The sequence below is a fragment of the Paenibacillus nuruki genome (genome assembly GCF_001721045.1).
Classification (GTDB): Bacteria; Bacillota; Bacilli; order Paenibacillales; family Paenibacillaceae; genus Saccharibacillus; species Saccharibacillus nuruki.
The window spans coordinates 17,837-30,601 of sequence record NZ_MDER01000060.1; the positions used below are offsets into that span (position 1 = coordinate 17,837).

8 protein-coding genes are annotated in these 12,765 nt (G+C 39.0%); all 8 read right to left on the minus strand.

The window, feature by feature from the left end; translation table 11 throughout:
* Nucleotides 1-151 precede the first annotated feature (151 nt).
* The 8 genes from PTI45_RS16235 to PTI45_RS16270 all read right to left on the minus strand — a co-directional run bounded on the left by PTI45_RS16235 (nucleotide 152) and on the right by PTI45_RS16270 (nucleotide 12,674).
* Nucleotides 152-928: a ComFC family protein gene (locus tag PTI45_RS16235; RefSeq protein ID WP_083243574.1), complete on the minus strand. Its 777-nt coding sequence runs from the start codon at nucleotides 926-928 to the stop codon at nucleotides 152-154.
* Between the two features lie 17 nt (nucleotides 929-945).
* Nucleotides 946-2,973: an ATP-dependent helicase ComFA gene (locus tag PTI45_RS16240; RefSeq protein ID WP_069328653.1), complete on the minus strand. Its 2,028-nt coding sequence runs from the start codon at nucleotides 2,971-2,973 to the stop codon at nucleotides 946-948.
* Between the two features lie 100 nt (nucleotides 2,974-3,073).
* Nucleotides 3,074-3,799, minus strand: coding sequence for a response regulator (locus PTI45_RS16245; RefSeq protein WP_069328654.1), 726 nt, complete (start codon nucleotides 3,797-3,799; stop codon nucleotides 3,074-3,076).
* Nucleotides 3,800-3,812: 13 nt separating this feature from the next.
* The gene (locus tag PTI45_RS16250) at nucleotides 3,813-4,964 is read right to left on the minus strand and encodes a sensor histidine kinase (protein ID WP_069328655.1); all 1,152 of its coding nucleotides are present in this window, start codon (nucleotides 4,962-4,964) and stop codon (nucleotides 3,813-3,815) included.
* A gap of 61 nt (nucleotides 4,965-5,025) precedes the next feature.
* Nucleotides 5,026-7,707 carry a stalk domain-containing protein gene (locus tag PTI45_RS16255; RefSeq protein ID WP_069328656.1) on the minus strand — a complete coding sequence of 894 codons (2,682 nt, stop codon included), beginning with the start codon at nucleotides 7,705-7,707 and terminating at the stop codon, nucleotides 5,026-5,028.
* A gap of 359 nt (nucleotides 7,708-8,066) precedes the next feature.
* Nucleotides 8,067-9,269, minus strand: a complete 1,203-nt coding sequence (metK, locus tag PTI45_RS16260) for a methionine adenosyltransferase (RefSeq protein ID WP_069328657.1) — start codon at nucleotides 9,267-9,269, stop codon at nucleotides 8,067-8,069.
* Between the two features lie 334 nt (nucleotides 9,270-9,603).
* The gene (locus tag PTI45_RS16265) at nucleotides 9,604-10,176 is read right to left on the minus strand and encodes a hypothetical protein (RefSeq protein ID WP_069328658.1); all 573 of its coding nucleotides are present in this window, start codon (nucleotides 10,174-10,176) and stop codon (nucleotides 9,604-9,606) included.
* A gap of 119 nt (nucleotides 10,177-10,295) precedes the next feature.
* Entirely contained in the window at nucleotides 10,296-12,674 is a 2,379-nt protein-coding gene (locus tag PTI45_RS16270; protein ID WP_069328659.1) for a copper amine oxidase N-terminal domain-containing protein, read from the minus strand.
* Nucleotides 12,675-12,765 lie beyond the last annotated feature (91 nt).

Below are 12,765 nucleotides of genomic sequence, written 5' to 3' on the forward strand. Positions count from 1 at the left end.
CTTTGTCATTTAAGCTCTTATTTATATTATATCGTACAATAGAGCTCCATTTATTAATAATAAACCTCAAATTAACGATTTATTTAATAGATTCTTTTAAATTGTTCTCAAAATAGACTAGAGTGATTCTAAAATCATAATAGAATCATTTTTAAGAGCGAGCCCATGTTAAGCTAAACACTTGTATATCTATCTGATGACATTTTCCTGCTTCAATTAATGCTTTGGCACAATTATTAATGGTACTACCGGTCGTATAAATATCATCAACTAATAGTATGTTTAACGTTGGAGACTGGTAGGTCGCCAACCATTGTGGTGTATGAGGCGCATAACTGAATACTTCTTGCATATTCAACAGACGTGCCTGACGACCTTGTGAACTTTGCTTTAACGTATCTCGCTGCCTTACTAGAAGAGGGATATAGGATAAATGCTCATAAGTAGCTAAATATTCTGCCAGCACAGCTGCCTGATCGAAACCTCTCTGTATCAACCGTGTAGAACTTACAGGAACCCCGGTGACTATATCGATATTCCACCTTTTTTGATAAAACTCTATCATTTCTCGTTTCATCAGCTGGTAAGCTTCAATCATCATTTTACCTAATAGCGGTGCATAACGCTCCTGACCACGATATTTATAATCGGCTATCCACTGTCTCATCGTATCATTGTAATAAACAGCACTACGGTTAAACATAAAATAGCGCTGAGAAGCAGATTTACGCTGACAATCAGGGCAGTATTCTCCTCGTCCACACACTTTACATTGTTGTTGTGTAATCCAAGGAATAGATAAAGCACATTTCTCACATATTTGAGGATACCTTTTCATAAGAGGTGCTTTTTTATGACAAGTCATACACGCAGTATATTGTGGGTGCAGATAAGATAACCATGTCTGCCAACGATTTTGCTTTAACATTGCCAATAACTCCTTTGTTAACGAATATCTGTTGATTTCGATAGATGTAGATAGCCTTTACGCTTAGCTATACGATTCATAAGTTTGATTTGAGCTACAGCTTTTTTCTGCTCAATCGTCCATTGCTTGGATGCAAAAATAACAAGGCCTTTCGGATCTTCTTTGGATCTTCCCGCTCGTCCTGCCATTTGTACTAAAGAAGCTGCATCAAATAAACTACTGTCAGCATCTAAAATATAAACATCGCTATACGGAATAGTCACTCCTCGTTCCAAAATAGTTGTCGTTACCAGTATTCGTATCTGTTGCTCACGAAAAAGTAAAACCTTATTCGCTCGTTCAACATCTTGAGAAGAAGTGCCTGCTATAGAAAGCTGCGGAAAATAGGATTGTAAAAGTTCAACCAGAGATTCTATCAAAGCGATTCGTGATACAAATACAAAGATCTGTGCTTGACGTGTTACCGAGTAACGCAATTGTTTTAATAACGTATGTGCTAACTGCTTCTTTTTTAAAGCATTATTTACTGTCGGCATCGAAATATACTTGGGCACAGGTAAAGGATGACCATGAAAGCGAGCAGGCACCTTAGCATGAGCAAGAGTGCCTCTTTTAATCTCTTTTTGCAAAGTTGTAGGTGGAGTAGCTGATAGATACACAAAAGCACCATCCGATTTGCAACAATGGTTAGCCGCATAAGCCAGCATAGGATCATTGTGAAAAGGGAAAGCATCCAGCTCATCCAAAATAACCAGATCAAAAGCTTGCGAAAAACGGAGTAATTGATGCGTTGTAGCTATCGTTAGATCTGCTTCTTGCCAGCGATCTTCACTTCCACCATAGAGTACAGCCATCGTTGTGGTAGGAAAAGCTTTCGCCATTCGGGGAGCTAATTCTAGAACTACATCTCGTCTTGGTGTAGCTACTAATACTTTTCCTGCATTTTTCAACACGCTATCAATTAAAGGAAACGTCATTTCTGTTTTGCCTGCACCAGTCACTGCCCAAAGTAGGAAACGTTTATGTGTAAAATAGGAAGTCCTAGGAAACTTCTTTTTGTTTTTAATAAAATATAGGAACAATGTAGCGAATAACTTTTTATTAAATATCGTTTTTGGGTTTAATCTATTTGCTGAACCGATCAGAAAATGTAGTGCACTCGTTGTAGCTTCTGTCTGTGCATCACTTAGTCCCCATCTTGTTTGTATATGTTCTGTATGGATAGGAATATCTATAGTAGAAAAAGGGGTCGTACGTGATGAAGCTACATATACCGATTGAATTAATAATGTACATTCACGGCTTCTACCTAGATTTAGGCATGTTTCACAATAGGCACATGCAGAACTGCCACAGCTGGCGCAGGGTGTATGATTCATAGTGTGGCTACCACAACGTTGACACTGATAACCTAAAATAGGATCTATATGAACACCTGTTAGTAATCGCAGTGATTGAGTGAGATAAGCGAGCTGGGTGTATGTTTTCCACTCCTGTATGTTATCTACTTGCTGATCTGTCATCATCATGATGTATTCAGTAGCCAGTAAAGAACGGCCTGTCATCATTTTTGCTAGTGTTATCGCTCCCAGCATGACTTGTTTTTTCCAAGTCGAGGATAAAGGATATTGAGTCCCTTCATTTTGCTTTTCTTCTATAGTAGATAGTAAAAAAGGAATATCCTCTGTTTTGCCCAGCTTGTCATCCCACAAAAGCTGAATTTGCTCTATCGGAATAACAGGCTGGATCTCACTATATTGAATATGGGAATGATTATAATTTCGTATACGGTTATACAGCCATTTTTCTATGTATTGCTTCCATTCTGTAGGACTCCAACAATCTGCACGATGATCAAGTTCTAAATATTGTTGGCATTGTATGGCCCAACCTAAAGGTATCACAGAAGAGATACAGATTATTTTCTGAGCACGTTCATCTCTTCGTTTCTCTGAAGTCCACCAGATGAGATCGATACGAACATCCAATGATATTTCAAAAAGCCATCCTTTAGACTTTCTAATAGCGTATAAAACAATATGCATGCCTGTTCTCCCTTCTATATAGAAATAAAAACAAAAAAAGCACACCTTCCCTATTCCTAGGAAAAGTGTGCTTCACTTTTACGTGTGTTTATCTTACAAATTAAAGAGTAACCCAACCATGTTTGATAGCATTGATTACTGCTTGTGTGCGATCATCAACTTCCATCTTTTGCAAGATACTACTCACATGATTTTTTACTGTTTTTTCACTGATGAATAGATATTCACCAATCATCTTGTTACTCTTACCTTCTGCCATCAAACGCAATACTTCGGCTTCACGGCGTGTAAGAGGATTATCGTCACCGGCTACAAATTTAACACCTGTATCGCCAGAGCTATTATTATCTGTTAAAACACCAGATTCATTTGTATATGTCATGCGGCGTAGTTGTTGAATCAACTTGCCTGTTACTTTTGGATGGATATAAGCATGTCCTTCCATAACAGAACGAATAGCATTGACCAAAGACTCAGCTTCCATATCTTTTAACAGATATCCTGAAGCCCCTTTACGCAATGTTTCAAATACATAACTTTCATCATCATGAATAGACAGAATAATAACCTTAATATCAGGGAATAGTTCACGCAATTTCTCAGTAGCGACTACTCCATTTTCGATCGGCATATTAATATCCATTAATACAACTTCTGGAGGATTATGATTACAGAATTCTAAAACTTGAATTCCGTCTCCACATTCACCTATAACTTCAAGGTCATCCTCCATATTCAGAATACGCTTTAGACCTTCACGAAAAAGCTGATGATCGTCGGCTAGCAATATCTTAATCTTTTTAGTGCCGTAATCATGGTTTTCCATTCTGTTACTCCTTTCACTTTTCCACGTTCGTCGGAATATGGATTACGATTTTCGTACCCTGATTTTCGGCAGATTCGATTTCCATTCTTCCTTCAAGCAATTCTACTCGTTCCCGCATACCAATTAATCCAAAATGAGTATGATCTTTGGTCTTTTGCTCTATCATATCCAACTTAAAACCGCGTCCGTTATCTTCTACAATCAACTTCACCATTTGTGACTGGAAAGTAATGATAACCGTTACATAAGTAGGATAAGCATGTTTAGACGCGTTAGTGAGTGCTTCTTGAACTAGTCGGTAAATCGCAGCTTCCATAGCAGAAGTGAGTCGATATTCCTTGCCTCTTGTTTCGAAAATCGTGCGGATTCGAGTTTTATTCTCAAAATCTTGCACATATTTCCTTAAAGTTGGAATGAGACCCAAATCGTCGAGGGCCATCGGTCTTAAATTAAAAATTACTTTTCTCATTTCTTCTAAACTAGAGCGCACTTGTCCCTTCAAATCTACTATTTCGTCCTGGACCATCTTATATTCCTGCTTTGTAATCATTCTTTCTACAATTTCGGTCCGAAGAACTAGATTTGCGAGCAATTGAGCAGGACCATCGTGAATTTCCCGGGAAATTCGCTTACGTTCCTCTTCTTGTGCAAGAATGATTTTTAGTCCAATGAGTTGACGGTTTTTAGCAGATTCCAAAATACGAGTGACTTGATTAAGTTCGCCAGACAGGTATTCTAGTACAACCCCCATCTGCGAGCCGATCGTTTCAGCTCGCTCAATCGAACTTTCTACATTTTTCACCCGTTTTTGTAAATCATCCCGTCTTGCTTTTAAATACATTTCTTTCTCACGATAAATCATCAAATCCAATTGCAGTTGTGTTGCACGTTCATACGCTTGCTTGATGTCTTCTTCATTATACCGCACAAAGTCTCTGCTGACTTCAGTCAGTCGAATCCGAGAACTACGATAACTGACTTCAAGCTGATCTACTTTTTCAATCGTTTCAGTGGTTTCACGAAGTACCAATTCAAGTTCTGTATTTAACGAGAGCAATTCACTCCGCGAAGTATCCAAAATCTCGAAGATTTGATATTTGCTATTTTCCATAACACTTGTTGCATTCTTAATGACGTGATCTATTGCATCAGCGTGGAACTCCACTCGATCTTCTCCATTTCTGTAAGTCAATTGTATGATGCATGTATTATCATATCATAACTTATCACGATTGGATGCTTACCGTCTTGGTTTTCTGATCCCATTTTACAGTCAATCCAAGCTGTTCTGACACCAATCTTAACGGGACTAAAGTCCTTCCTGATACGACTAAAGGAGCAACTGTAGAACTTTTCAGCTTACCATTAGCTACATAAGCTTTATTATTTACAGTTAAATCCAGTAATTGTCCTGCACGTAAAATCGTCACTCTTTGACTACTTTGATTCCATGTCGCTTGTCCACCAAATGCATCCATTATATATTTGACTGGCACATAAGTCGCATTATTTTTGAGCATTGGAGAAACATCAATCGATTGTGCTTTGCCATCTAGTGTTGAAGTCTTTTTACCCACTGTCATTGATAATGTACCTTTTGGCATCGTATATGTTGCTGCCTGAGCTGCACCGGTTAAGCGAATATTGTCCATAGCGATCATTCCTGTAGCTGCACGTTCATCTTGTCCTTCAGCTACATTTACCACATATACACGTTTTAATTTAGCCGGATAAGCGATGCCTGAACCAGAAAGATCAATATTTAGTGTTTTCCAACCACTCCAATTGATACTTTTCGCAAAATCAATATAGACGGTTTTGCCACTTGCATCAGTTACTTCACCACGTAACCAGTTGTAACTCTTATCTCCGTATACATCGACAGTTACACCTGTTGTCCCTGCTGTAAGTGCTTTACCTGCTGTGCCACCAAATTGAGCATATGCATATTTTTTACTTGTTCCTACTGTCATATCATAGGTTAATTGTAACACTTTAGAATTCGCATGATCGCCTGTTCCTTGTGTGACTTGAGCTGTTCCTTTAACTGTACTTGGATTTCCTAAGAAACTAACACTATAATTCGGATTTTCAAAGTCTTCCCATGTACTCGTTGCTCCGCCGCCAGCAGTCAATACCATCATTGTACTGAAACCATCATAGCGAGCAATAGCGTATCCCACTGTAGTACCACTATCTACTGAAGAAATACTTAATTGTCCGTCTTTCACACTACCTTTGAATCCAACAAATTCCCATTTTAATGTTTCTGGAGAAATCGTTAAGTTAGATCCATCTTTTAATGTAGCTGTTACAGGTACGGCAATGGTAGTGCCTGCTTGCAATGTAGCTGTAGAACTTGCTGTAGCTAAACTTTGAATAGCTTCAGCTCCTACGACATTGACATTCATACTTGTACTTACGCCACCGCTTGAAGCAATAATTTTAGCTGTTCCATTTTTGGTTGCTTTGAACTCGCTACCTGTCCATTTAATATTGCTACTTCCTGCTTTCCAGGATGGGTTAATTCCAGCGGTACTGATCGGATTATAATACGTATCATAACCATTAGCTTCATATTTAGCTGTTTGTCCTATCAATAATTGCTTAGGACCATTAATACTAAAGCCTTGTACTTTACCTTGTGGAGCTGTTGTATAGACTCCTAGACCGTTTACGACACTGCGTTGAGTGTTACCGCCATATTCTGTTGCGAACGTCAGATCCGCTTGTGTCTCGCCTAAAGGACGTGTAACTAAAGTCGTTGACCCACCGCCATCTAAGTTAATACCTTTCCATACACCGATAGAAGACATAAATGATTGCAATTCATATAAAGACATACCTGCACTATTATCATTATCTTGTACAGTTACAATATAAGCGTATCGCCCATCTTGTGAATAACCGACAGCTGTACGTGCACGATTTCCACCAATAGCTGTTGTACTACGAGAGAAGGAACTTGGTTTCCCTTGATCCACCAGAATCGTATGACCACCGATCATCATTTGCAAAGTAGTTGGATCAATCGTTTTACCTGTAGATTTCGCTTGTAGGCTATAGTCTGTTGTTACTTTTTGTCCAACTTTCATATGTTGTTGTACAAATTGAGCTGCTTTACCATGGGTACGCAAAATATAAGCACCTTTTGGAACCACTTTTTGAATCGTAGCATTAACAGAAATTTGTGTAATGACTCCACCTTGAACAAGCACTTCTGTAGGTGTTGTTGAACTGTTAGCAGGACGTTCGATGGCTTTCCAAGCATCTGTATAGATATACATCGTATTCGAATGGCTAAATGTACCATTAGGTTCTGTCATATAAGAAGCCTGATTAATTCCCGCTAGATCAAAAGTAGAACCATCTTCTGCAGTAACTTTACCTTGAAACGCAAATTGATCAATCATAGGTGTTCCATCTTTGGTCACACCAAAAGCATACATTCCTTTTAATTCAGAAGGACTGGACATCAATACCCCTTCAGAAGCTTGTGCTCCCATCGGTACGCCTTCACTAGCTGTATTAAAGTAGTCACCATTAACACCAGCGACTGCCTTTGTTTCCTGTGCCATACCTTCAACCGATTGTTTCGTTGTAAATTGATTGCCTTTACCGGTCATTACATCTAAATTGACATACGGGTTTTTCAAATCGACTTTAACAACATCCGCCAAAACAGAGACCGTTTTTCCAGAACGAGCTGTTTTATAACGATACTCCAAAAGCTTTGCTCCAGAAGTTATGTAGCTTTCATTCAATTGAGTCGTTTCAGCTGCACTAGCAATGTGTGTGGGTAACCAAGGTACTTGAGTAAAACCAATTTGTAATGCGGGTTGAATCCATAACGAGCCTGCAATAGTTAAAATCATCCATTTGCGTGCTGTTTTTGTTGTGCCTGTCATATGTTAAAACGCTCCTATTCGTTGAAAATTCAGTCGATCATTTGATTGGTGTTTAGAGTTATGATAATGTTCGCCTTGTTTATCATAACGTTGTTTAAGTACAGATGCCACTTCGACACAGTACACCTCATAAGAATATAGACTACAATAGAAGCAAAAAGTTACGGTAAACCAATCATTTTTCTGTAATCTCATGAAAAATGCTAACTTCTTGCTAGCTGATCTACATTATATAAGGTACATAGAATGATAGTTCCAGTTCCGAATAATGGTATTGGTTTTGAGCATAAAAAAGAAGGCTTCTCGAAAAAAAATCGAGTCACCTTCTTTTATCTAACTATAATGGTTGAACCAATGTATTATAGTCCAGCTTGAGATTTCAATAATTCTGCTTTATCGACTTGTTCCCAAGGAAGTTCAACATCTGTACGACCAAAGTGACCATAAGCAGCCGTTTGACGATACAAAGGACGACGAAGATCAAGCATGCGAATAATACCAGTAGGACGCAAGTCAAAATTGTTACGAACCAATTCTACCATTTTTTCTTCGCTTACTTTACCTGTTCCATACGTATCGACACTGATTGATACAGGATTAGCTACACCAATAGCATAAGCCAATTGGATTTCACATTTATCTGCCAAACCAGCAGCAACTAAGTTTTTAGCAACATAACGAGCTGCATACGCCGCAGAACGGTCTACTTTAGTTGGATCTTTTCCTGAGAATGCACCGCCACCATGACGTGCATAGCCGCCATATGTATCTACGATGATTTTACGGCCTGTTAATCCAGCATCCCCTTGAGGTCCACCAATAACAAAGCGTCCTGTTGGGTTAATAAAGTATTTAGTATCTGCATCAAGCAATTCAGCCGGAACTACTGGAAGAATAACGTGTTCACGAATATCTGCTTGGATTTGCTCTAATGTAGTTTCTTCAGCATGTTGAGTAGATACCACGATAGCATCAATACGAACAGGCTTACCATCTTCATACTCTACAGTTACTTGAGTTTTACCATCAGGACGCAAATAATTTAGCGTACCATCTTTACGTACTTCAGCCAAACGGCGCGCGATACGGTGAGACAATGCGATTGGTAAAGGCATTAATTCTGGTGTCTCGTTTGTAGCAAAACCGAACATCAAACCTTGGTCACCAGCACCAATATTTTCTGTTTCTTTCTCCATTAAAGCTGTATCACGTGTTTCTAATGCAGAGTTAACACCTTGAGCGATATCAGCAGATTGTTCGTTTAATGAAGTAAGTACAGCACATGTATTATAATCAAAGCCATACTTGGCACGTGTATAACCAATTTCCTTGATTGTATTTCTTACGATAGATGGAATATCAACATACTCCGAATTGGTACTTACTTCCCCGATAACTAACACCAAACCTGTAGCCACTGCTACTTCACAAGCTACACGAGCATTGGGATCATTAGCTAAAAAAGCATCCAGTACAGCATCAGAAATTTGGTCACAGATTTTATCTGGATGTCCTTCTGTTACAGACTCTGATGTAAATAAATGTCTCTTAAGAGTAGACAAGAGTTTTCAACCTCCCATATGGATATTAAGGTGTCAGCACGATGTAGACAGCTTGAATAATCTAAAGTTGCTACACAAAAAATGAACCCTTTCCATAAGGAAAAGGTTGCTATACAAGCCTCAACAGTCATATTAACGTATTTAATACCAGGTGTCAAACGCTAATCATTATACCACAATCTATATTTTCTATACGTAAAAGATTTAATAGTCAATTGTAAATAAGCTGGATGACTCAGAACATAACATAGATTTAACTATTTTGTTTTATTCTATTTCAGATAGAGAATATCTATCTAGTTGAGCTTGAGATTTTTCTTATAGAAATATGATCTTACTGAATTTTGTAGTCACCGATCACTAAAACAGTCGCATTATATCCTTGAGTCATAGCCACTTCTACCCCGCGTCCATCTCTTGGAAATAAAAGCAGATGATTATTAGGAATAGCTTGGGACCCACCCATTTCACTTCCAGCCGTCAAATCTAAAATTCCATTTTTATCAGAACTGTACACTATAGCCTTACCAGTACGCACAATGACTTCTGTCCCAGCTGCTGCTATCAACTTTTTACCTGGACGTATTTCTACAACTTTTGTAGTCAATGTAGGCGTTGCTACAGGAGAAGGCGTTACACTCGCTGGAGTTGTAGCAGGAGGAGAAACAGGTGTAGTAGGTGTATTGTTTTTGGTACCACTATTGGTAGTAGTACTACCTACAGAACCACTAGTACCTCCACCCAATGCTTTTTGAATTTGTTGATCTACATAACTTTTGGTGACTACCGGATCATCCGCAGAACCGAGTTGACTATTAGCATTACTAGTCGTGATAAAAGAGCTACCTAACCAAATCCCGATACCAATCGTAGCTGTAGCCATTAGCCATGTTGCATACTTTTTCATACTATGTCCTCCTTAAATAAATATATAAAACAAAAATACCCCGGAGCAGTTGCCCGCTCCGAGGTATCTAAGCGAAAGTAGTTATACTTTCTATATGACAGTGTTCATATCAGAAGATATTACTTGCTGTTTACAGTTACAGTTTTAGCAGCTGCATCGTACATTACTGTAGCGTCAAGAGCTTTACCAACCCAAGCGATAGGCAATACAGTACGGTTAGCTTTAGTTACTGCTTTAACATCCATGTTGATTGTAGAACCGTTGATAGTCAATTGGTTAGTTTTAAGTTTCAATTGAACTACGCGGTCTCCTTTGATCAAAGTAACCATAGAAGTTGCTTTGTCAAACAAGATGTTTGCAGGAGTTACACCCAATGCTTCAGCTACGTAACGAACTGGCAAGTAAGTGCGACCATTTTCTACATAAGGAGCAACTTCAGCAGTACGAGTTTCCCCGTTTACTTTGTAAGCAGTGCTTCCGATTGTGTAGATAGCTGTTACAGCGTTAGACTCAACACCTGTAGCTTGTGTTCCGATAGTTGCGATAGTTCCTTGTGCAGCATAACGGTAGCTATCTTTCCAAGTTTGAGTAACATCACCGAAACCGTGGTAAGCAGTGTTAGCAGCGCCATCACCTTGTACTTTAGCAACAATGTTACCTTGTGGTACAGTACGGTCAATACGCAAGTTTACACCGTTGATAGCAATAGTACTAGCAGTAGTACTTTCGCTGTCTACGTAGAAACGCAATACGCCTTGAGTAGCACTGTTGTTGTAAGTGTCGATAGACACGTTACGGATAGTCAAATCACCAGAAGTTACAGATACAGTAGGTACTGAACCGAAAGTTACGCCAGCTGGAAGAAGAACTTCTACCAAACCGTTGTCATCATCAGTCAATGCGCCTGCTGCGCCTTCTTTAAGTGTCAAGTTACCAATGTTTGCACTATCAGAACCAATTGCAGCACTATAAGTTGCATCAGAAGCAGACAATGTTAGAGATGGAGTAGCTGTTGCCACTTTAACTGTACCAGTTAAACCTTGGCTACCAGCAACAGTAACATTCAAGTCACCAGTAAATCCAGGTTGTACTGCTACTTCAACATCTTTCAATGTGATAGAACCAGCATTGCTAGAAGTGTTTTGTGTATTGAATTTCAAACGCATTGTGCGTCCGTCAGTACCAGTGTACTCGATTTGTGGTGCGTTTAATCCGTTAGCAGTGTCAACAGAACCAGTAGTTCCAGTTGCGCCTTCGCCATCTTCATAAACAGACTGCCAACGAGCTCCTTCAGGTAATTGCAATGTTACAGTACGATCAGCGATGAAAGATCCTGCAACAGATTCTTTAACAACGATATCGCCTAATTGTTGCTCATCTTGACCAGCAATTACAGTAGATGGAGAAGCTACAGTTACGCCACCACCGTATTGTCCGTAAGAACCTACTACTAAGTTAGAAACATTAGAAGAAGAGTTACCACTAACATTAACTGTGATATCGCCTTCTTTAGCTTTATCTTCATCGTTTACAGAGAAAGCAAGATCCAAGTTAAATGAAGAAGCAGTAGTTGAAGGAGTAGTTGCTGCAAGAGTCAATGTATCAGTACCAAAACCTGTAGTTGTTACATTAGCAGCAGCTAAGTTACCATACAAAGTTGTGAAAGTACCGCGAGAATCCCACTCAAAACCAGAAGGCAATTTCAATTTAACTGCGTTACCGTCTTTCAAAGAAGCAGCAACAGATTCAGTTAGTTTGAAAGTAAAGTTGAAGCTATCACTGCTTGATTCTGTATCATTAGCTTCTAGAGCCACTTGACCAGAAGATACCACTGTAGCAACTTTTACGTTACCAGTTGGCAATCCACTTGCAGTTGAAGCAGAGAAAGTCACGTTTACATCACCAGTACTAGGACCAGTAGAAACGATTTGTCTCATGTTCAGTAGCAATTCGATATCGTCACCTGGGTTAGTTGTTCCGTTGAAAACGATTTGAGCAGTTTTAGAACTAATAACATTTACTCCGATAGTTTCGTGGTTAGAACCATCGTCTGCTTGAGTAGAAACAAAGTTGTATGTGTTACCAGTTGCAGTTGTGCTAGCAGTGTTTGTAAATTGATCAAACGCTGTAGTAGAACCAGTAGTAGTTGAAGGGAATTCAAAACCTTGTGGCAAAGTAAATGTTAAAGTTTGTTGACCACCACTTAGTGTAAGTTTGTCAATATTTACTTTAACACGTCCTAATGCTACTCCACCTTGAGATTTAGAAACAGAACCTGTTCCCAAAGTTGGTACGTTGTAAACATCAAAACTACCAGATGCATGTGCTGCTGTTGGAGCAACGATACCTGCTACTGGAGCGATACCTGCTAGCATAGCAGCGCTTGCTGCTACGTTTAATACTTTTTTAGTAGACTTTTTCATAAACTTTTGTTCTCCTCCTTGAATATCATAAACATTTTTTTTGTTTTTTTGTTTGTTGTGGATTTTGTCACTCATCAGTCGTTACACCCCCTCTCCGAGTTTAAAGCAAATCCCTTTTTGTATGATGATATCTGTGACAAAATCACAGAAAATCGTAACCGGAATA

Bases quoted from the DNA above. Each gene is read 5' to 3' on its own strand.
- PTI45_RS16235 (WP_083243574.1), bottom strand. From the start codon at position 928: ATGTTAAAGCAAAATCGTTGGCAGACATGGTTATCTTATCTGCACCCA.
- PTI45_RS16245 (WP_069328654.1), bottom strand. From the start codon at position 3,799: ATGGAAAACCATGATTACGGCACTAAAAAGATTAAGATATTGCTAGCC.
- PTI45_RS16270 (WP_069328659.1), bottom strand. From the start codon at position 12,674: ATGAGTGACAAAATCCACAACAAACAAAAAAACAAAAAAAATGTTTAT.
- PTI45_RS16265 (WP_069328658.1), bottom strand. From the start codon at position 10,176: ATGAAAAAGTATGCAACATGGCTAATGGCTACAGCTACGATTGGTATC.
- PTI45_RS16255 (WP_069328656.1), bottom strand. From the start codon at position 7,707: ATGACAGGCACAACAAAAACAGCACGCAAATGGATGATTTTAACTATT.
- PTI45_RS16240 (WP_069328653.1), bottom strand. From the start codon at position 2,973: ATGCATATTGTTTTATACGCTATTAGAAAGTCTAAAGGATGGCTTTTT.